At 69.1% G+C, this 21,011-nt stretch carries 17 protein-coding genes; 10 read left to right on the forward strand and 7 right to left on the reverse strand.

What is annotated here, in order from left to right; translation table 11 throughout:
- The first annotated feature begins 108 nt into the window (after positions 1 to 108).
- Positions 109 to 465, forward strand: a complete 357-nt coding sequence (locus tag DFR72_RS41200; protein ID WP_090065033.1) for a hypothetical protein — start codon at positions 109 to 111, stop codon at positions 463 to 465.
- Positions 466 to 655: 190 nt separating this feature from the next.
- Positions 656 to 1,078: a nitroreductase family deazaflavin-dependent oxidoreductase gene (locus tag DFR72_RS41205; protein WP_090065034.1), complete on the forward strand. Its 423-nt coding sequence runs from the start codon at positions 656 to 658 to the stop codon at positions 1,076 to 1,078.
- Here DFR72_RS41205 and DFR72_RS41210 read toward each other — a convergent pair.
- Together DFR72_RS41210 and DFR72_RS41215 are read right to left on the reverse strand one after the other, a co-directional pair.
- Positions 1,034 to 1,597 (reverse strand): hypothetical protein, encoded by a 564-nt coding sequence (locus tag DFR72_RS41210; RefSeq protein WP_090065035.1) that lies wholly within the window; start codon positions 1,595 to 1,597, stop codon positions 1,034 to 1,036. The two genes, DFR72_RS41205 and DFR72_RS41210, sit on opposite strands and share 45 nt — an antisense overlap.
- Positions 1,594 to 2,157: a TetR/AcrR family transcriptional regulator gene (locus DFR72_RS41215; RefSeq protein ID WP_090065036.1), complete on the reverse strand. Its 564-nt coding sequence runs from the start codon at positions 2,155 to 2,157 to the stop codon at positions 1,594 to 1,596. The genes DFR72_RS41210 and DFR72_RS41215 overlap by 4 nt, the downstream gene beginning before the upstream one ends.
- Before the next feature lie 131 nt (positions 2,158 to 2,288).
- Between DFR72_RS41215 and DFR72_RS41220 the strand changes: the two genes are divergently transcribed.
- Together DFR72_RS41220 and DFR72_RS41225 are read left to right on the forward strand one after the other, a co-directional pair.
- Complete coding sequence (locus DFR72_RS41220) at positions 2,289 to 3,722, forward strand: trypsin-like serine protease (RefSeq protein WP_245983885.1); 1,434 nt, start codon at positions 2,289 to 2,291, stop codon at positions 3,720 to 3,722.
- A gap of 189 nt (positions 3,723 to 3,911) precedes the next feature.
- A complete protein-coding gene (locus DFR72_RS41225) occupies positions 3,912 to 5,132 on the forward strand; it encodes a glycoside hydrolase family 16 protein (protein WP_090065038.1) in 1,221 nt (406 codons plus the stop codon).
- A gap of 95 nt (positions 5,133 to 5,227) precedes the next feature.
- Here DFR72_RS41225 and DFR72_RS41230 read toward each other — a convergent pair whose 3' ends face one another.
- From DFR72_RS41230 to DFR72_RS41240, 3 genes are read right to left on the reverse strand one after another with little or no spacing between them, the layout of a single operon-like run.
- A complete protein-coding gene (locus DFR72_RS41230; RefSeq protein WP_090065039.1) occupies positions 5,228 to 6,085 on the reverse strand; it encodes an ornithine cyclodeaminase family protein in 858 nt (285 codons plus the stop codon).
- Between the two features lie 25 nt (positions 6,086 to 6,110).
- Positions 6,111 to 6,272 (reverse strand): DUF397 domain-containing protein, encoded by a 162-nt coding sequence (locus DFR72_RS41235; RefSeq protein WP_090065040.1) that lies wholly within the window; start codon positions 6,270 to 6,272, stop codon positions 6,111 to 6,113.
- 10 nt (positions 6,273 to 6,282) lie between these two features.
- Positions 6,283 to 7,110: a helix-turn-helix domain-containing protein gene (locus DFR72_RS41240; protein WP_170176637.1), complete on the reverse strand. Its 828-nt coding sequence runs from the start codon at positions 7,108 to 7,110 to the stop codon at positions 6,283 to 6,285.
- On the opposite strand from DFR72_RS41240, the gene DFR72_RS48025 reads away from it, so the two are divergent.
- Together DFR72_RS48025 and DFR72_RS41250 are read left to right on the forward strand one after the other, a co-directional pair.
- Complete coding sequence (locus DFR72_RS48025; RefSeq protein ID WP_211335735.1) at positions 7,109 to 7,426, forward strand: HC3 family zinc finger protein; 318 nt, start codon at positions 7,109 to 7,111, stop codon at positions 7,424 to 7,426. The genes DFR72_RS41240 and DFR72_RS48025 overlap by 2 nt on opposite strands.
- On the forward strand, positions 7,333 to 7,656 hold the full coding sequence (locus DFR72_RS41250) for a hypothetical protein (RefSeq protein ID WP_147290351.1): 324 nt from the start codon (positions 7,333 to 7,335) through the stop codon (positions 7,654 to 7,656). The genes DFR72_RS48025 and DFR72_RS41250 overlap by 94 nt, the downstream gene beginning before the upstream one ends.
- Here the strand turns inward: DFR72_RS41250 and DFR72_RS41255 are convergent.
- Positions 7,586 to 8,491: a DODA-type extradiol aromatic ring-opening family dioxygenase gene (locus DFR72_RS41255; protein ID WP_090065043.1), complete on the reverse strand. Its 906-nt coding sequence runs from the start codon at positions 8,489 to 8,491 to the stop codon at positions 7,586 to 7,588. The two genes, DFR72_RS41250 and DFR72_RS41255, sit on opposite strands and share 71 nt — an antisense overlap.
- 23 nt (positions 8,492 to 8,514) lie before the next feature.
- On the opposite strand from DFR72_RS41255, the gene DFR72_RS41260 reads away from it, so the two are divergent.
- Positions 8,515 to 11,613 (forward strand): phosphodiester glycosidase family protein, encoded by a 3,099-nt coding sequence (locus DFR72_RS41260; protein WP_090065044.1) that lies wholly within the window; start codon positions 8,515 to 8,517, stop codon positions 11,611 to 11,613.
- 60 nt (positions 11,614 to 11,673) lie between these two features.
- Complete coding sequence (locus tag DFR72_RS41265; protein WP_090065045.1) at positions 11,674 to 13,350, forward strand: DEAD/DEAH box helicase; 1,677 nt, start codon at positions 11,674 to 11,676, stop codon at positions 13,348 to 13,350.
- 78 nt (positions 13,351 to 13,428) lie between these two features.
- Here DFR72_RS41265 and DFR72_RS41270 read toward each other — a convergent pair whose 3' ends face one another.
- Positions 13,429 to 15,432 (reverse strand): RICIN domain-containing protein, encoded by a 2,004-nt coding sequence (locus DFR72_RS41270; protein WP_090065046.1) that lies wholly within the window; start codon positions 15,430 to 15,432, stop codon positions 13,429 to 13,431.
- Positions 15,433 to 15,703: 271 nt separating this feature from the next.
- On the opposite strand from DFR72_RS41270, the gene DFR72_RS41275 reads away from it, so the two are divergent.
- Together DFR72_RS41275 and DFR72_RS41280 are read left to right on the forward strand one after the other, a co-directional pair.
- Entirely contained in the window at positions 15,704 to 16,753 is a 1,050-nt protein-coding gene (locus tag DFR72_RS41275; protein ID WP_090065047.1) for a hypothetical protein, read from the forward strand.
- Between the two features lie 2 nt (positions 16,754 to 16,755).
- The gene (locus tag DFR72_RS41280; protein ID WP_090065048.1) at positions 16,756 to 20,994 is read left to right on the forward strand and encodes a hypothetical protein; all 4,239 of its coding nucleotides are present in this window, start codon (positions 16,756 to 16,758) and stop codon (positions 20,992 to 20,994) included.
- The last annotated feature ends 17 nt before the right edge of the window (positions 20,995 to 21,011 follow it).

A 21,011-nucleotide genomic window follows, 5' to 3' on the forward strand; every position in this document is an offset into this window, starting at 1 on the left:
GTTCGCCTGGCCTGCAACTCGGTGCGCACGCGGGCGTGCCAGCGCCGGTAGCGGCCCAGCCTGCGGCCCTGGAAGTCGTCCGCGTCGCTGGTGGTGGCGAGGTTCACGATGCCCCCGGTCCACGCCGAGCCAGTCGACCGGCTCGAACAGTGGCTCCTCGGGCACCTCACAGGTCGCGATCAGCAACCACATGCCGTCGCGGTGCACCAGATCACTCTCGCCCTCGCGGTACTCACGCAAGGTCTTGAGCTGATCCGGAGAACCCGCGAACCGCACGTCCTTCATCCGGCCCCCGTGGTCCAGATCGACACCGTGCCCGCGTCGTGGTTCCACGACACCTCAATGGGCCCGAAACCAGACATTCGCAGGGTCGTAGCGCAATCCAAGCCCACACGCGCAGCGTGTGTCGGCTTCGGCGGAGAGCTGCGCGAGTTCAACCGCGAAACCGACCACGTTCATCGCTAATCGCAGGCAACACTGCTGATCACCCTTCTATTTCGCGCCTCCTGCGGCGGAGCCCCAGCAGAGATCATCAAGCAGTACATCGAGAACCAGCAACGCACAACATGATCTCCCGGCGCCAATACGCCGCAGAACCACAGAGCTCAGGGACCCCAGTTCTGAAAGGCCTGGGTACCTGAGGTTGGATTGCTGAATGTCCTGGCAGGAAAAAGCCGTGATCGGTACCGATCGCCTGCTGTACAAGCTGACCGGCGGCAAGTTCACCCTCGTCTCGCTGTCGAGGCAGACAGGCCTGACGCTGATCACCGTCGGCGCCAAGTCCGGTGAGCGGCGCGAGAACCAGGTCCAGTACGTGGCCGACGGCGACTCGATGCTGGTCGTGGGTTCCAACTGGGGCAAGCCCCACCACCCCGCGTGGACCACGAACCTGCTGAAGAACCCGGACATCCAAGTGAACGTGCGCGGTGACGTCCGCGACGTGCGCGGCACGATGCTCGAAGGGGCCGAGCGCGAGGCCGCCTGGACCCGCATGGTGGCGGCCTGGCCCGCGTTCCAGGACTACGTGGAGCGCTCAGGCGGCCGCGAACTGCGGGTCTTCCGCCTCACTGCGCGCTGAGTCCCACGCCAGCCACACGCAGCCCACGATCATCAGCACGCCGTGGGCGATTCGTGCCACCGGCGGCGTGAAGAACTGCGGCAGGAACAACGCGAACCCTGCGGCGAACACGATCGCCGCCGTGGTGCGGAGCTTCAGCGCGACCATGACCGCCGCGACCCCCGTGGTGATGAGGCCGAGCCCGAACATCGTGACGGCGAAGGGGTTGTAGCGCACGGACTCGGCCAGTTCGAGGATGTTCGGCTGCTGTGCGACGGCGTGCAGGCCGAAGTCCTCGGCGCCGTAGTACGGCAGTGTGAGGCCCGCGCCGACCCAGAACGTGATCGCGGCCGTGCGGTGGATCCGCAGCAACGCGATCGGCACGAGGATGAAGCCGATCATGGCGAACAGGTGCGACAGCACCCACGCGGTCGACCCCATCGAGGCCGCGGCGCCCGTCGCCGTCGTCTCGTCGTGCCACGGTCTCACCGCGGGATACAGCAGGAAGAGCAGGCCTGCGGCCGAAAGCGTCCACTTCACGATTGCCCCCTGAGATCGTCGAGGTACATCCGGACGAGCTGGTCGTAGGTGTCGTCGAGGCCTTCCGGCAGGCCGAACCCGCCGCTGGACTCGATCGACGCGAAGCCGTGCACGATCACCCGCAGCCTCCGTGCGGCGTGGATGGCGTCCGAGCCCTCCAGGCCGTAGCTCCGCAGCGTGGCGAGGATGAGTTCCATGAACTTCAGGCCGGCCGCCCGCTGCAGTTCGTCGTGCAGCGGGTCCATCGGCGCGGCCGCATAGCGCTTCGGGTGCTCCTGGACGTACGCGCGGTACGCGTGCATCAGCGCCCTGACCGCCTCATCGCCCGACCGGCCCACCACCGTCTCGGTGAACCGCCGGGTCATGTCCTCCATGACCCTCAGGCCGATGAGGCCCCGGAGGTCACCGAGGCTCCCGATGTGCTTGTACAGCGAGGGCGTCGCGACCCCGGTCCGCGCGGCGACGGCAGCGAGCGTCAGCGCCTCGACGCCCTGCTCGTCGACCAGTTCCAGTGCGGCGTCCACGACCTTGGCGGTGGTGAGACCTGCTCGAACAGCCATAGCCATAAAGCTAATGCCATTAGCCACCTACGTCAAGCGGGGAGATTTCGTGAAGATCTTGCGGATCCCCGGCGGGGAAGGCCGCCACGCCGATATGAATGGCGGGTCACCGCATCGACAAGGAGAAACCATTGCGATTAGCCAAGATCCTGGGGGCGGTCACCGCGAGCCTGCTTCTCGCGTCGACCGTCACGGCTACCACGGCCACGGCCGGACCGACCACGATCGACCCGAGCTCCGTGAAGGAGTCGATCGACTACCTGGTGCAGACGTACCGCGTCAGCGAACGCGAAGCGCTGCGGAGACTCGAGCTCCAGAACGACGCGGCGAAGCTCGAAGCGACGCTGCGGAAAGAGGCCGCCGGTGAGTACGGCGGCATGTGGCTCGACCAGCAGGCAGGCGAGCTCGTCGTCGCGATGACGAAGCCCGCCGCCGCCCAGCGGCAGATCGCCGCGATGCCCGACCGCGCCAAGGTCGAGGTCCGCACGGTCAAGCACTCCCTGGCCTCGCTGCAGTCGGCGCACGACCGCATCAGCAGGCAGGTCGGCGCCGGCGCCGAGTCGGTGTACCTGCCCGCCGTCAGCACGACCGAGAACCGCGTCGTCGTCTGGGAACGCGCGTGGCTGCGGGAGAACAAGGTCGGAGCGGCCGCGCAGGCGGAGATCCGCACCTTCGACGCCGACCCCGCCATGGTCTCGGCCCGTGTCCTTCAAAAGCCGACCCCGTACTCGGCCGACCCGGTCGACTGGGGCTTCTGCCACCCGCTCTACTGCACGAACTACGGCCCCATGCGCGGCGGCCTGCGCCTGGACATGAGGCGTGACAACGGCACCACCGGCGGCTGCACGAGCGCCTTCAACCTGCGCACGTCCGGCGGCGCGTTCCCCGGTGTGCCGTGGGTGCTGACGGCGGGCCACTGCATGGCCACCAAGACGAACCAGGTGCCGACCGAGCACAACCGCCAGGTGGTCCTGAACCAGCACGGCATCGAGAAGAACTCCTACCCGTACGACTACGCCGCCGTGCGGTACGTCGACGCGGCCGCCGCCACCAAGTGGCTGGAGGGCCAGACCAACCGCAACACGGTGCTCAAGTACTGCCGCAACGGCGGTCTGGACAGCAACGGCGACACCCCGTGCGGTCCGCAGGTGACGTCGCAGAACCAGGAGATCACCTCGGTCACCCCGCTGTCGGGGATCCTGACCGGCGCGGTCGTCTGCGCCAGCGGGTCCGGGTCGAGCGCGGTGAACTACCCGGACTCCTACGACAGCGGCGCCGGTGAGGGCTACCTCGTCGGCACGCGCTGCGGCCGGGTCCTCTCCACCGACGTCGGCATCAACACCGACCTGTGCGCCCGCAACGGCGACAGCGGCAGCCCGTTGTTCAGCCAGGTCACCAAGGCGGGACTGGGCATCCTCAACGGCAGCCAGCAGGCCCGCAGCGGCGCCTGCCAGCTGGGCGAGCTGAACAACTACTCGCCGCTCTCGACGATCCTCGAGGACCTCAGCGCCCGCCAGGCGAGCGGCGGGTCGGTCTTCAACGTCATCACCACTCCGCAGGGCTGATCCCGTTCGCCTGGAAGACCGGTTTTCCGGTCTTCCAGGCGGCTGCGCCGCTGGCAGAGAGCCCGCTTCCCTGAGAGCGCTCTCATCTGACAAATTCGTGAAAACCTTTACACGTTGACCGAGGGTCACGGCGCGACAACACTTCCGAACCACTGGGCGCACAACTCAACACCCGGAAAGGTCGGTTCGATGCAGCGACGCATCGGGACGGCCCTCGCCGCCGCCTTGATGGTGGCCGCAGGGATCACCGTCGCCACCACCAGCCAAGCTCCCCCTGCCAACGCGGCGGTGACCTGGGCCGACGAGTTCAACGCTCCCGCCGGCACAGGTGTCGACGGTGGCAAGTGGAACATGGAAGTGGGCAACAACAACGGCAACAACAGGGAACACCAGTGGTACCAGTCGGGTACCTCGAACGCGGCGCACGACGGCCAGGGCAACCTGGTCATCACGGCCAAGCGCGAGAACCCCGGCAACTACAACTGCTGGTACGGACGGTGTCAGTACACGTCCGCGCGCATCAACTCCGCGAACAAGTTCACCCAGACCTACGGCCGGTTCGAAGCGCGCATGAAGATGCCGCGCGGCCAGGGAATCTGGCCCGCGTTCTGGATGCTGGGCGCGGACATCAACACCGGTAACCCGTGGCCCGGCTCGGGCGAGATCGACATCATGGAGTTCCTGGGACATCAGACGAGCACCGTGTACGGCACGATCCACGGCCCCGGTTACTCCGGCGCGGGTGGCAAGTCCCACGCCTACAACGGCCCGAACTTCTCCGACGGCTTCCACAACTTCGCGGTTGACTGGAAGCCCGGCGAGATCACGTGGTCGGTGGACGGCAACGTCTACGCCCGCAACACGCCGACCGACGTCAACGGCAACCCGTGGGTGTTCAACAAGCCCTTCTTCCTCATCTTCAACCTCGCGGTCGGCGGTGAGTGGCCGGGCTACCCGGACGCCAGCACGACGTTCCCGCAGCAGCTCGTGATCGACTGGGTCCGCGTCTCCAACGACAACCCGCCCACCAGCGGTGGCTCGGAGATCCGCGGCATCGGCGGCAAGTGCCTCGACGTGCCCTGGGCGAACACCGCCAACGGCACGCCCATCCAGATCGTCGGCTGCAACGGCAACGCCGCCCAGAAGTGGAGCCGTCCCGGTGACGGCACGATCCGCGCGCTGGGCAAGTGCCTCGACGTCAGCGGTGGCGGTACCGCGAACGGCACAGTGGTCCAGCTCTGGGACTGCAACGGCTCGGCTGCCCAGAAATGGGCCGTCAGCGGGGCACAGGACATCGTGAACCCGCAGGCCAACAAGTGCCTGGATGCCATCGGCGGTTCCTCGGCCGACGGCACGAGAACCCACATCTGGGACTGCCTCGGCGTCGCCAGCCAGAAGTGGGCGGTCTGAGATCTCTCCCTGACAGGGCGCGCATGGCCTGACAGGGAGAACAACGGCGCTGGACGTGAACCCCCGCGGCGGATGGGTTCACGTCCAGCGCTTTTCTACGCCAGAAGCCTTGCCACAGCCCAGTCCTGCACCGCGACGCCGACCGACTTGAACACGGTCCGGCCCTCGCGCAGCGGCGGGTTCCCCAGCGCCGCACCGAGTTCGACCAGCGACTCCAGCCTGAGCACACCGCTCCGCACCGCGCGGATGATCTCGCCGGCCTCGCTCAGCGCCGCCTCGGCCTGGTCCACCACCACGACCCCGGCGGTCGCCAGCAGTTCTTCAGGCAGCTCGCGCATCACCGGCCGGTACGAGCCGATGGCGTTGACGTGCACGCGTTCCTTGAGCGAGTCGCAACGGAACAGCGGCACGGTCGACGCCGTCGCGCAGCACACGACGTCCGCGTCCCGCACGGCTTCGTCCGCGTCGGCCGCCACGTCCATGACCGTGTCCGGCAGCTCGTCCTTCAAGCTTTCCAGCAACGCCTCGGCTTTCTCGGCGTTCCGGTTGAACACGACGAGCTTCTTCAACGGCCGCACCGCGTGCACGGCCCTGATCTGGTCCGCGGCCTGCGCCCCGGCCCCCAGCAACGCCAGGTGCGACGCGTCCTCGTCGGCCAGCAGATCCGTTGCCACACCGACGACAGCGCCCGTGCGCAGGGTCGTGAGCGACACCGCGTCCGTGACGAACTGACCGTCCGGATGCGAGTACACGACCGTGCCCGTGATCATCGGATCCCGTTCGACCTCGATGCTGATCACCTTGACCGCCGTCGACCCCGTGGGCCGGTGGTGCACGGCCATGACGAGCGACCTGCTGTCGCCGAACGCCTGCCGGGGCGGCAGGTCGAACTCCTCCGCCGCGAGCCCGACGAACGCTTCTCGCACGGCCTCGATCGCTGCGGGCATCGTCATGGTTCGGATGGTAACGACCTGCCGGTCAGCGATCCCGCGTGACGCCCGCGAGGAACGCGGTCCACGCGGCGGCGCCCACCTCGACGTGGGCGGCGGGCGCCTTGCTGTCCCGGATGCCGATGCCGATGGCGACCTCGACGCAGGCACTTGCGTTCGCACTGCGGGTGCTCTTGCGCCACTCAGCCATCGGAGTCTCCTCATGTCAGCAACTTCTTGATCAGCTCCCTCGATTGTTCCGCATCCAAGGCGGCGGCTTCGAGCCCTTCGACGATCCGCCCGTAGGCCTTGACGGCCTCCGGTGCCTCGATGATCAGGCTGGAGTTCTCGCTCTCCAGGAAGACGGCGTCCTCGTACTTGTCGAACGTGAGCAGGTCGAACGACCCGGCCATGCCCGCGTGCGCACCGGCACCGAGCGGCACGACCCGGAACACGACGCTCGGCCGCGCGGCCAGCTCGTCCAGGTGGCGCAACTGCTCCTGCATGACCTCAGGCCCGCCGACCTGGGTCAGCAACACCGGTTCGGGAACGAAGAAGACCGCTTTCAGCCCGCGCAACGACTCCTGCCGCAGCACCCGCGCCTCGACCCGGACCTCGATCTCGTCGTCGGGCACGTTCGCGCAGGCGGTGATCACGGCACGCGTGTAGTCCGGAACCTGCAGGGTGCCGTGCAGCAGCATCGTCTGCCAGCTGAACAACTTCTTCGCCAGGCGCTCGTGTTCGACCAGCGTGCGCGGACTGATCGGCGCGCAGGCGCCGTGCTCCTGCCACCACCCCTTCACGCCCGTGCCGGTGAACAGCGAGAGCAGGTGGTCCCGCTCCTGCGCCGGCGTCCGGCACACGCCCAGCAGCAGCGCCAGCTCCAGTTCGGTGGCACCTCCTTTGCCGTTGACCAGGTCGGAGATCTTGGCTTCCTGCCAGCCGATGAGTTCGGCGATCTGACGCGACGTCATTCCCGTGGCGGCGATGGCCGCACGAAGGCCCTCCCCGAACTCACGGCCTCTCACAGTGGAGAATCTTTTCGGCATGAAGAGGACCGTATCCCCATTCTTGGGGCCTCCAGAACATTCGAAGCCAACACAACCCAAAAGGGCGTTAGCTTGGAGCTCATCCAAGCTGCAGAATAATCCTGTGAGATTTCGATGGACGCCCCACGAAGGGCGGCGACATGCCATACACGACGAGCCGGCCAGGGGGCGGCTCGTCGAGACGTTGTGCGGTAGTCCCTTCGCATCACAGGAGCTTGACCTGTGGTCGAACAAGAACGTCTGGCCGACGTGCTGGGACTGCGACGGCATCTGGCGAGAGAGCGAGGGGATCCTGCCATGGCCGCGGAAATCCTGACCGAAGACCTGCTGCGCATATCTCTTCAGCGCCTCTCGCGTGAGGTGGTGAAGACTTATCCACAGTTCGGCGAGTTGCTCGCGCAGAACATGTTGCGCACGTGCGGCCTGATTCCCGATCTGGAACGCGCGGAGCACTATCGTGAGCTCGGCACGTTGCTCACCGACCTCGGCCGCCTTTATCTGGCCGAGGCCGACCTGCTCTCCACCGTGGAATCTCCGCCCAGCTGATCGCGACGGCGCGGCCGCTGGTGTCGAACTCGTGCGCCAGCGTCCTGAGCGGCTGCCCGCCCGCGGCCCACGCGGCGGTCCACGTCAGGCACTCGGCGGCGCCGTTGCCACCGCGCTCGACCAGGTCGGCGCCGATCGAGTCCAGCCACTCCCACGCCGTCCCGCCGACTCCGGTGAGGAAGGCCTCGTCCCAGGTGCGCACGAGTTCCCGGATCGTGCCTTCGGACCGGGCCTTCTCGTTGACCGACCGGATCCACGCCTGCCGCTCCTCCTCCGTCAGCACCGCGCCCGTCTCGGGCTCGCGGAACCCCGGCAGGTCGTGCGCCAGCCCGCCCGAGCCGACGTACAGGACGCGCCGGCCGGCGAAGAACTCCCCCACGCGACGGCCCAGCGAGGCGGCGCGGCGGAAGGTCGCGTGCGGCGGGGAGGCGCAGTTGATGAAGACCGGCAGCACCGGTGTGGCGTCGACCGCCCCCAGCAGGTCGCGGGCCGTGTGGCCGAACGCGTGGTCCAGCGCGGCCTCGTAAGCCGTGGCGACGTCGAACTCACCGGCCACGAGGTCGGCCACGAGCGAGCGGCCCAGAGCCGAGGGGACGTCGTAGGAGCCGACCGGGCCGGCGACGTCGCCCAGGGCGGTGGCCTCCAGGACGACGGCGAAGGTCGGCACCACCGAGCGGAAGGCGCGGCGGTGGTCGGTGCCGAAGAAGACGACGAGCTCCGGGTCGGACGCCGCGACGGCGTCCCTCGCCGTCGCGATCGCCTCGCGGACCGGGCCGAAAGGCGCGCTGGGCAGGGTGATCAGGTGCGAGGAGCAGACCGTTAGGCGGTTCTTCACCGGGCCAGTCTAGGTTCCAGGGCGTGACGAGACGTGCACTTGCGGTGATCATCGCCGCCGCGCTCCTTGCGCCCGTTCCTCCCGCTCAGGCCGACTCCCCCGGACGCATCGAGACCGAGCGGGTCGAGAGACCCGTGGCTCCCGGGGTCACGCTCAGCTCGTTCGACTGGTACCGGCCCGACGGCTGGGTTCGCGGGGACGCGCTGGCCGTCGACCTCACGAAGGCGCAGGTCGGGTACGTCGATCCCGGCACCGTCTCCCAGGCGGTCCCCCTGTCGCAGCAGACCGGACGCGCGGTCGCGGCGGTCAACGGCGACTTCTTCGACATCGACAACAGCAACGCGCCGGAGGGCGTCGGCGTCCAGGACGGGCAGCTGCGGAAGTCGGGCGGCGGCAGAGCGGCCGGCATCGACGCGGCCGGCGTCGGGAGCGTCATGGAGACGTTCTTCGAGGGCACGCTCAACGGCACGCACGAGCTGACGCAGCTCAACAGCGCGCGGATCGACGTCGACGGCATCGGTGTCTTCAACTCGTTGTGGGGCACGTACAGCAGAGCGCGCGCCACACAAGGTGCGGCCAACACGGCCGAAGTGATCGTCAAGGACGACGTCGTGCAGTCCGTCGGCACCCCGAGCGACCGGCCGGTCCAGGGGTACGCGCTGGTCGGGCGAGACAAGGGCGCCGACGTCCTCAAGGCGCTGAAGCCAGGTGACAGGGCGGAGATCAGCTACCAGAGCCGCACCAGCGACGGCAGCAAGCCGAAGACGGCCATCGGCGGGCGTCAGCTGCTGGTCGAGAACGGCAGGAACGTCGCCCCGGCGGACCCTCTGCACCCGCGCACCGCGGTCGGGTTCTCGCAGGACGGCAGGAAGATGTACATGCTCACCGTCGACGGACGGCAGAGCGCCTACCTGCAGGGCCTGGAGCTGGACGACCTCGCCGACGCGATGATCGAGCTCGGCGCCCACAACGCGCTCAACCTCGACGGCGGCGGGTCGTCGACCATGCTCGCCCGCGAACCCGGCACCACCGAGCTGAAAGTCGTCAACACGCCCTCCGACGGCGGCGAGAGGCCGGTCGCGAACGGCCTCGCGCTCTACGCCCCCACCGGCACCGGCAAGCTCACCGGCTTCGACGTCCAGACCGCGAGCGCCCGCGTCTTCCCCGGCATGACCCGCCGGCTGACGGTGCGCGGCCACGACGAGACGTACGGACCGGCGAGCGACGGACACCGGTCCCGCGCGACAGGCGGATGGGCCGTCGGCGACACCTTCCACGCCGCGCCGCGCTCAGGGCCCGCGAGCTTCACCGCCTTCCAGGGCCTCACGACCAGGACCACGCCGCTCACAGTGCTGGGCAGGCTCGCGAGGACCGCCCCGGCCGAACCCCGGATCAGCCTGGCCGAGCACGAGCGCAAGCCGTTGCGGATCAACGGTTTCGACGCCAAGGGCTTCAGCGCGCCGATCGAACGCGCCGACCTCGACCTCAGCTACGACCGCAGGATCATCGAGGTCACTCCTGACCTCCAGATCAAGGCCCTGAGCGCCGGCGCGACCACGATCAGGGCACGCGCCCAGGGAAAGGAGACGCACGTGGCGGTCACGGTCGGGGCGACCGACCAGCCGCTCGCCACGTTCGACGACGCTCCACAGTGGACGTTCGGTTCCGCCCGCGCGACCGGGAGGGCGGAAGCGGAACCGGACGGCCACACCGGTGCGGGCCTGAGGCTCAGCTACGACTTCACCCAGTCGACCGGTACCCGCACCGCCTACGCCGTGCCGCCGCGGCCGATCCAGGTGGGCGGGCGACCCCTGTCGCTCACCGCCTGGGTCGACGGCCACGGCCAGGGCGAGTGGACGGCGTTCACCGTCACCGACTCGGCGGGACAGTCGCGGTCGCTCTACGGTCCCCACGTCACCTGGCACGGCTGGCAGCGGATCGAGGTCGCGGTGCCGCCGGAGCTGCAGTTCCCGGTCCAGGTCACCAGGTTCACCGCGATCGAGACCAGGGCCGACCGCTCCTACCGGGGCGAGGTGGTCGTGGACGACGTCGTCGCGAGGGTGCCGCCGGCGGTCGCCCTGCCGCCCGCACCGGACCTGCGCGAGGACGTCATCGGCCCGGCGCGGGGCTGGACGTTCGCGGTCATGTCCGACGCCCAGTTCGTGGCCCGCGCCCCGGACAGCGAACTGGTGAGGTCCGCCCGCCGCACCCTGCGGGAGATCAGGGCGTCCGGCGCCGAGTTCGTCGTGGTCAACGGGGACTTCGTGGACGAGGCCTCTCCGGAGGACCTGGCGCTCGCCCGCAGGGTCCTGACCGACGAGCTCGGCGACTTCCCCTGGTACTACGTGCCGGGCAACCACGAGATCATGGGTCCGGGCACGATCGACGCCTTCCGCCGCGAGTTCGGCGCCACGCACCGCACGTTCGACCACAGGGGCACCAGGTTCGTGCTGCTCGACTCGTCGACCGGCACGCTCCGGGGCGGCGGCTTCGAGCAGATGGAGATGCTCCGCACCGCGTTGCGCACCGCCGAAGGCCAAGCCATCGTGCTGATGCACCACCCACCGCGCGATCCGACGCCCGCGCGCACGAGCCAGCTCGCCGACCGCTTGGAGGCGTCCTACTTCGAGCGGCTCCTGTCCGAACGGGACGAACCGACGGCGTTCATCGGCGGGCACGTCGGCGGGTTCTTCGCGTCCACTGTGGACGGGGTCCCGCACGTGATCAACGGCAACTCCGGCAAGGCACCCGCGGAGCCCGGCGGGTTCACCGGCTGGACGCTGGTCGGGGTCGGCGAGAAGGGCGTCGAAGCCGAGATCCGGCCGCACGTGGACGCGCTCCGGATCCAGGTTCCGGCGACGCTGGAAGCCGGCAAGGCGGAAACGGTTGCGGCGACGGTGAAACAGGGCTCCCGGTCCGTGCCGGTCCGTTATCCGATGGCCGCGGTGTGGGAAGGGTCACGTGGTCTGCACGTCGGCGGCCCGAGTGGAGTCCGGCCGTGGCACGTCGCCCGGCTCGATCCGGACACCGGCGTCCTCACGGGCATAAGGCCTGGTCAGGTCGAGATCACGGTCACCGTGAACGGCGTCACGAGCAGCGCGGTCGTGCGCGTGAGCCGGTGAAAGGCGTCTTGACCTGGTCTGAGTGAGTGCGGTGTGAGGCGGTGGGGGAAGATACTCGTCATGACCACCGCCGACAACGGTTCCGCCGACAACGGTTTCGCCGACCTGGGCCTGCGCCCCGACCTCCTCAACGCCCTCAACGCTCTGGGCTACGAGGAGCCGACGCCGATCCAGAGCGAAGCGATCCCGCCGTTGCTCGCGGGCAACGACCTGCTGGGCCAGGCGGCCACGGGCACGGGCAAGACGGCGGCGTTCGCGCTGCCGCTGCTCGAGCGCATCGCCGACAGGATCGGCAAGGGCGAGAAGCCGCTGGCTCTCGTGCTCGCGCCGACCCGTGAGCTGGCCGTGCAGGTGTCGGAGGCGGTCCACCGCTACGGCCGCCACATGGGCGCCCGCGTCCTCCCCATCTACGGCGGCCAGCCCATCGGCCGCCAGCTCCGCGAGCTGTCCCGCGGCGTCGACGTGGTCGTCGCCACCCCGGGCCGCGCGATCGACCACCTCCAGCGCGGCACGTTGCAGCTGGGCGACCTGCAGGTCGTCGTGCTCGACGAGGCCGACGAGATGCTCGACATGGGCTTCGCGGAGGACATCGACGCGATCCTCAGCGAGACGCCCGCCGAGCGGCAGACCGTGCTGTTCTCGGCCACGATGCCGCCGCGCATCGACCGCATGGCCAAGAGCCACCTGCGCGAGCCGGTGCTGATCCAGATCGAGCGCGAGAAGACCGAGCCGGGCGAGGCCCCGCGCGTCCGGCAGACCGCGTACCTGGTGCGCCGCGAGCACAAGCCCGCCGCACTCGGCCGCGTGCTCGACGTCGAGTCGCCGACCGCGGCCGTCGTCTTCTGCCGCACCCGCGACGAGGTCGACCAGCTCACCGAGACGCTCAACGGCCGCGGCTACCGCGCCGAGTCGCTGCACGGCGGCATCAGCCAGGAGCAGCGCGACCGCGTCATGGCGCGCCTGCGTTCCGGCACTGCCGACCTGCTGGTGGCCACCGACGTCGCCGCCCGCGGCCTCGACATCGAGCAGCTCACGCACGTCGTGAACTACAACGTGCCGTCCGCCCCCGAGGCGTACACGCACCGCATCGGCCGCGTGGGCCGCGCCGGCCGTGAGGGCGTCGCGATCACCCTGGTCGAGCCGCGCGAGAACTCGATGCTCAAGACGATCGAACGCGTCTCCAAGACCAAGATCCCGGTCGAGAAGGTGCCGACGGTCGCCGACCTGCGCGCCCGCCAGCTGGAGCTGACCCGCTCGTCGCTGCACGAGTCGCTGCTCGAGGACGACCTGTCGAGGTTCCGCGTCGTGGTCGAGACGCTGGCCGACGAGTTCGACGTCATGGAGATCGCGCTCGCCGCGGTCAAGCTCGCGCACGAGGCCTCCGGTGCCGCCGCCGACGAGGAGGAGATCCCGGAGGTGCGCCCGCGTGAGGACCGCCCGCGCCGCGACGGTGTCCCCGCCGGTCCGCGCCGCGAGCGTCGTGGCCCGTCCGAGGGCATGACCAGGCTGTTCCTGGGTGCCGGCCGTTCCTCGGGCATCCGCCCGCAGGACATCGTCGGCGCGATCACCGGCGAGACGGGCCTGAAGGGCCGCGACATCGGCGCGATCGAGATCGCCGACAGGTTCTCGCTGGTCGAGGTGCCCGGCACGTCCGCGAACGACGTGATCGAGCAGCTGCGCGACGCCACGATCAAGGGCAAGCGCGTGACGATCCGCCGCGAGCGCCAGCCCCGCTAGTCCACCGGCTCCGAACACGACGAGGCCCCCTCCGGAAGTTCCGGAGGGGGCCTCGTCGTTTCTCAGACCGCCTGTGGATCAGGCCGGCTGGGGAACCAGCGTCCACCGCTGGTTCGCGAAGCCGGTGTAGTCCCACGTCTGGACCAGGGCGCCGTTGCCGCTGGCACTTCCGACCGCGTCCGCGTACCCGAAGGTCAGCGCGCTCTGCAGGCCGTAGGTGCTGTCACCCTCCTGCGTGAAGACGAACTGCTGGGTACCGCCGTGGTGGCAGGTGAACTGGACGAGCGAGGTACCGCGCTGCCAGTCGCCGTACCTGACGTCGAGGCACTTCCCGGACTGCGCGTTCTGCAGCGCGTACTTGTTCTCGCCGAGCGCGATGATGTTCCACTTCATCTTGCCGCCACCGACGCAGTCCCACAGCTCCTGGCCGGCCAGGTCGCCGTTGGCGCCCTGGTTGGGCACGTCCCAGAAGCCGGCGGTCTGCATGCAACGGCCGGAGTGGACGCCCTTGACGTGGGTCCAGCCGGTCTGCACGGGCACCACGGCCTCGCGGTGCGTCGGGTCGATGACGCGCCAGAGCTGGTCGGCCGCCTTGGTGTTGGTGTGCTGGACGATCAGGGCCGCGTTCGCGGTGCCGCCCTCCTTCACCGTGGCGAACCGGCCGGTGGCGACGTTCTGGATCTGGAACGAACCGTCGGCGGGGTTCTCGATGAACTTCCAGCGCAGAGTCGCCTGCCCGCTTTCACAGGAGTTCTGCAGGACGAGGTCGCCGACGGCATCCAAGCACATCTTGGAGTGCAGGTTCCGGATCATGTACTGGTCGTCGTCGTACTTGTAGAGCTCGTACACCTGCTTGGGTGCGACGAGGCAGTCCCACAGTTCCTGGTACATGCCGGGGTCGTCCGCCTGGTCGTACGCGCCGACGACCTGGATGCAGCGCTTGGAGGCCTTGCCCTGCAGCTCGATCACGCGACCGTTCGACGGCTTGATCTGGTCGCGCTTGAGAGCCGCGTCCCGGCCGACGTTGAGGAACGCGTGGCGGGCGGCCAGGTCCGAGGTGAGCGCCGTGCGGGCCGCGACGACGACGTTCGGCATGAAGCCGTCGCGCACGGCGGCGTCGAGGATCTCCTTGATGCGCGCCTCGGTCTCGATCGCGTCCACGCGGTTCTGCTCTTCGAGGTCCTTCTGGTACGCGGCGTGCACGCCGGTGAAGATGAAGGCCTTCCACACAGCGGGGTCGGTGCTGTCGGCCGCGGCCTGGGCGTCGGCCTTCCGCCACTTGCTGTTGGGCATGGTGGTGGCCTTGCTGGCGAGCCCGTAGACGAACTCGCGGTCGGTGACGAGCTTCAGGTCGTCGGTCATCACCGTCCTCGCGACGATGTTCCACGCGCTGGCCCTGGCCTGCTCGTTGGCGAGCCGCTCCTGCCGCTCGCGCTCGATGCGCTGTGCCTCTTCCAACGCCCGCTGCTGGTCGATGTCCGCTGCGGCGCGGACGCCCGTGGCGATGTAGGTGGTGCGCTCGGCGTCCGTCGACGTCGGGGTCAGGACGGCCGCGGCCTTCGCCTTCACCTCGCTGCCGGTCGCGGCACGCGACCAGATGCGGAACACGAAGTCCTTGAGCGAGCAGTTGAGGTCGTCCTGGGTGAGGTTGCTCCAGCTGATCACCGCGGCGGCGGCGACGCGCTGCCTGTCACGCTCCGCCTTCCTGAGTCGCTCGACCACGTCGGCCTCGTGCGCGGTGAAGACGGTGTCGGTGATGAACCGGTAGCACGACTCCGGGTCGGTGTCGTTGGTGCTGAAGGCCGTCGCGGCCGCTTCGGCCACCTTGCTGTTGGCGTCGATCCTGGACTGGTCGGAAGCCCAGTTCCACACGTAGATGGTGAAGGAGCAGTCCCTCATCGACCACTGGGTGGGGCCGACGGGGACGCCGAGTTCCTGACCCACCGCGAGCTTGTGGTCGGTGGTCGACACGCGCGTCTCGGCCTGAGAGGCGTTGGCGGACAAGGGTTCTGCCGTGGCGACGGTCGCGAGTGGACCGGCTGCGAACGTGGAGGCGACCGCGAGCACGCCGATTGCGCGCATGCAGCGACCGCCCAGACTGGATCTGGACAAAGTGCGAATCCCCCAGGACTCATGGCATCAACAACGGTTTGTGGCCAGACCCCCCAGCCTGCCGGATGCCGAGCGGAACTTTCGCACGGCGAGCGCATCAACCGCAACGGATGTGACCTGCGTCACCTTTGATGGCGGAGCGGGGCCGTGCTAGAAAACCCCTGGGCAACTCTGCCCATCGCCTTGACCTTTTTCTGGGGGGAAATGTATGGGGCGTCATACTTTGCTGCGCTCAATTCTGGTGGCAGCACTGGCTTTCGGTGCGGTGGTGGCCACTTCGGCCACGCCGGCGACGGCCGAGACGACGATCACGAACAGCAGCACCGCCCTGGCCGCGCTGGCGCCGTGGAGACGTGATGCCGTCAGGCGGACGGCCACGTCCACCGACGTGTCGGCCGAGCTACGCGCCGAGGCGTTGCACGCGTTGCTCAACCCTCGCGGCGACGAGGCCATCGACGAGTACTTCGCGACCGGCAGGGACAAGGCCATGGCCCGGGCCCTGGAGCGGGAGGGGAACAACCTCCGGTACATCCAGGAGATCAACAGGTACGCGCCGACCGCGAGCGCGGTCAAGTTCACCTCCGGCAAGGCGCTCACCGGTTCGGCGAACGCCCAGGACGAGTACGTCCAAAGTGGATACCAGCTCGCCCTGGAAGCCGACGAGGCGACGAACAACCAGCACCAGGAACACCTCGCGCGCCTGGCGGGTGAAGACCGCGCCTACGTGACCTACCTCGCCACCAACGACCCCGGCGTGCAGGTCCGCGCCGCGGCCAAGCGCGCACTCGAGAGCGGCGACGACGTCCAGATCGGCCTGTTCTTCAAGTACTACTGGGGCATGGGGGCCGACGTCGACAGGGAGACGTTCCGCCGCACCACGCTGCACCAGAACGAGATCTGGCACAGCAAGATCTACGCCCTCACCCAGGCCGCCCTGGCCGCGGAGAAGGCCGAACGCGAGTCGAGCGGCGAACTCGCCCGCAAGGCCCGCCTCGACGCGATCGCCTACTGGGACCAGATCGACCAGCAGTCCGGACAGTCCTCTGTGGACTGGAACGCCGAGAAGGGCAAGGCCGACGCGCAGGCGGCGATGTGGGCGCTGGTCGCGCAGCACGCCCGCGCGGCGCAGGGCGAACAGGACTGGGCCGCCATCCTCGAGCGTGCCAACAGCTCCAACGCGTCCTGGGCGGACGAAGCGGCCTGGGCCGTCGCCCAGGCGAAGTTCTGGCAGGACACCGCCGCCGCCGCGAAGAAGAACGCGGACGACGCACGCGGCCGGGGTGACCGCTAAAGATGAACACGACACCTACCAGCGCCGCCTCGCTGCGGCGCCGCTCCGTCGCGGCCTTGATCCTCTCGCTGGTGCTGGCGCTGCTGAGCAGCACCACTCCGGCCATCGCCGCACCGACCCCGGTTCCCGTTCTGCAACAACGATCAGCGACCAGCGACGACCCGGTGGACGAGGAGCTCGAGTACTACAAGCTCCTCGTCGGCGACATCGCCGAGCACGCCGAGGACGTGGAGGTGAGAGACGCCGCCGCGGCCGCTCTCACCGTCGGCACCAAGGAGAAGCTGCTCTGGTTCCTGGACCACGGTCAGGCCGAGGCCCAGGCTCGCGCCGACCAGCGCAAGGCAGCCGAGAACGCGGAGAACCGCAGGAAGGTCACGGAATGGGCCAGTACGGGCGGCCCGAACGTCAAGGCGGGGGCGCAGGCCGCACTGGCCGCCGGTGACCGCGCCATCGCGGACTTCGTGGCGTACGGCTACGAGATCGCGCTGAAGCGCGACGAGCAGCAGGCCGAGGACGACAAGGCCGAGCAGGACCGGATCACCGCCCGTGTCCGCGACATGGTCGCGCACGGCGGCCCGCAGGTGCAGCTCGAAGGCGGGGCGATCCTCGACTCCAGGGACTACGCGAAGATCCGCGAGTTCTACCTGACCGGCTACCACGAGGCGAACAAGCGCGACCACGACCTCCAGCTGGTCATCGAGAAGGCCCTGGAGGACCGCAACCGCGCGATCACCGAGCTCGACAGGATCGCCCGCGTCAGCACCGAGGCCGCGAAGGCGCGGGCCGAGATCGTGCGGGCGAACATGGAGGCGGTCAAGCACCTGGACGACGTCCTGTTCGCCATGCAGATGGCGGTCAAGGCGGCGCACAGGTCCGACAAGATCTTCCAGGAGGACAAGGCGGGCCGCCCCAACGGCGGCAGGGGGCGGGACGGCGAACTCGCCGCCCTGCTCGCCGAGGCCGCCGAATACGCCGCACGCGCCGGCCGGGTGCTGGACCGGTCCGCGGTGACCACCCAGGCCGCCCGCAACGCCGCGGAGCGCCTGGTCGACCTCGAGGTGAGCAACGGCCTGGACTGGGCGAAGGTCACCATCGGCATCGGTGAGGCCGTGAAGGCGGCGGCAGCCGCGGCGACGACGTCGCAGCACGCGGCCGAGGCCACGCTGGCCGACAGCCGGGCGCTCGACGCGGACCGCAACGCCCAGGAGCACGCCAAGAACGCGGCCAAGTACCGCGCGGAGGCGGAACGTCAGGCGCAGCGGGCGGCCGAGCTCGCCGAGGCAGCGAAGAAGCAGCAGGAGATCGCGATCGCGGCGCGGGACCGTGCCGCGCAGCAGAAGCAGATCGCCCAGCAGAAGGCGGAGCAGGCTCGCGGCCACGCCGCGAACGCCCGCAACGCCAGGGCGAGCGCTCAGAACGCCGCCGCGAACGCCGCCGCCAGGGCGAAGGCCGCGTTCGCGGCACGGGCCACGGCCGGCGAGCTGGGCGCGAACCACGACGCGGCCATGGCGAAGGTGCGGCAGACCTCGAAGGAGGTCGAGCTCTCCAACACGCTGTTCTCGATGCGCCTCATCGGCGCGAACACCCTGCAGCTCCAGTTGGAGGCCGCCGAGCAGCGTGCCAGGGAGCAGGGCCAGAACGTCGAAGAGGCCACCCGCGGCATCCGTGCGCAGGCCACCGCAGCTCGTGCGGAGGCGAACGCGGCCGAGGCGTGGGCAGGGCGGGCGAGAGCGGCCGCGGCGACGGCGCAGTCCGAGGCCGGTCTGGCCGAACGGGCCGCCAGGGACGCACGCGCCGCGGCCGACCGGGCGACCGGTGAGGCGGTGACCGCCCGCCGGGCTGCCGACGAGGCGTACCGGCTCACGCTGGAGGCGACGAACGCGGCACTGGCGTCCAAGGCGTCGGCCGAGATGACCCAGGCGGAGGCCGAGGGTGCCGTCCGTGAGGCGAACCAGTCGGTCTTCCAGTCCGTGATCGCGGACAGGGCGGCCGAGGCGGCGAGCGCGTCCGCATCGGTGGTCGTCGACTCGGTCCGCGTGGCCGAGGCGATCCTGCGGCAGTTCGCGGGGATCAACGCCGACGCGCGCAAGGCGCTGGAGATCACCTCGCAGTCGCTGGTCGTCAGCGAGGAGCAGTCCAGGTCCGCCCGCGAGAAGGCGGACGAGGCCGGCCAGGCGGCCGTCAGTGCGCGCAAGGCGGCCGACGACGCCATCCTGGAGGTGAAGCCGGCCTACGAGGCAGCCGCCCGTGCGGCCGACTCGGCGAACGAGGCGGCGCAACACGCACTGACCGCCAACACCGCGGCGAACGATGCCGCGAAGCACGCGGCGGATGCTCACGGCGCGGCCACCACCGCGACCCAATGGGCGACCACGGCACGTCAGGACGCGATGCTCGCGAAGAGCGCCGCGGCGAACGCCGGCGCGTCGGCCGCGAGCGCGAACCAGGCCGCTGCCTCGACCGAACGCATCGCGGACATGGCCGAGGAGAGCTACGCCGGGGTCCAGGCGTTCCTGGAGAGCGTCGCGGAGCAGATCCAGGACGTCCACCAGTACCGGCAGCGCCTCGACATGGCCGAGCAGATCGCCCGCGAGGAGGCGGAACGCAAGCGGGTCGAGATCAACAACAAGTTCGCCATCGGCGTGGCGTGGCTGGCGATCTGCTCTGAGGGGTGGCCCACCGGCAACGAGCTGACCGACAAGTTCTGCCGCGAAGGCATGAACAGGATCAAGGACTACGCGAACCGCGCGATCGACGAGCTGGAGCAGGGCACCCGCGAGCTGCTCATGCAGGCCGGGCGGTGCGCGGGTGGCGACGAACACGCGTGCCAGGTCCTCCGGGACGGCCAGACCAAACTGCAGCAGTTCTACCGCGGCATCCAGGAAGGCTTCGTGGAAGGCGCGAAGGGCACCCTGGACGGGTTCATCGCGGTGGCCGACTGCGTGACCGGCGCGTTCGGCACGTGCAAGCAGATCCTCGAGGGAATGTGGTACACGCTGCAGAACCCCCACGTGCTGATCCACCTGGAGGAGTGGCTCGACAACCCGGCCAAGGCAATCGGTCTGACCTACTTCGACCTCTCCATGTTCGCGGTCACGGTAGGTGCCGGCTCCGGCGGCAGCGCGATCACCAAGGGCGTCAGCGGCGCGCTCAAGGGCCTCGGCCGCGGCGCGGGCAGGGTCGTCAAGGACGCAGCGCACCTCGACGGCCTGCTGGCGAAGATCGCCGACAACGTCCCGACGAGACTGCCCAACTCGCTGGCCGAGATCCTCAACATCAACGTCCGCTTCGACGGCGACCTGGCCAAGATCGACGGGGCGATCGCCGACATCGACGGTCAGCTCTACCGCGTCGAGAAGATCGAGATCCGGCCGGAGGGCAACACCTCCAGCCTCGACGGGGCGATCGTCCGGCTCGAGGTCGGCAAGGTGCGGATCGAGGACGGCCTCGTCAAGGTCGACGACCCGAAGCTCAAGGTCGAGCCGCCCAAGCCCTGTGCCGCCGGCCTCATGGCCGCGGCCGCCGGCACCGGCTGCCCCGACTTCGAACAATACGACGACAAAACCGGCATCTACACCGCTCGCGAGAACGGTGTGGAAATGAGGCTGGAACCGAACGAGTACAACGGAGGGGATGCCCTGCGGAAACAGGCGCAGGGCGCCGAAAGCGACGTCACCGGCCTGATCGACGAACTCGACAGGAGCATCCCCGGTTCCGCGCGCGTCGGACAGGGCCTCGAGGTGAAGTCGAGCAAGTCGCTCCTGCGGAAGCTCTACCAGGTTCTCCACCCGGTGGACGCCAAGGGCAATGCCCTACCTCCGCCCACTCTCGACGGGGCGCTGCGCAAGATCAACGACTCGCTTCGCTACACCCTCGTGTTCGCGAAGGAGACCTACACCGAGAACGTGCTCGACGCGCTCCGCAAGCTCGACGCGAACCCCGACTACGAGGTGACCGTCGTGAAGAACTTCTGGGCCGACCGAATGGCCCAGGAAGGCAATTCCTACCGGGGCATCAACGTCACCCTGGAGACGAAGAACGGTCTGCAGTTCGAGTTGCAGTTCCACACCAGGGAAAGCTTCGACGCCAAGGAGGCCGAGCACGGCCTGTACGACCAGATCCGGCTGGCCACTGAGGATGACGTGCTCGAAAGGCTCAGGATCCAGTCCGACAAGATCTTCGGCAAGATGCAGACCCCGGTAGGCGCACCGGGAATCCCGGGTCGCAAGCCCGGCCAGTAGGGTCGTCACCGAATCGG

Origin of the sequence: Lentzea flaviverrucosa (assembly GCF_003350445.1) — a bacterium.
GTDB classification, from domain to species: domain Bacteria; phylum Actinomycetota; class Actinomycetes; order Mycobacteriales; family Pseudonocardiaceae; genus Lentzea; species Lentzea californiensis.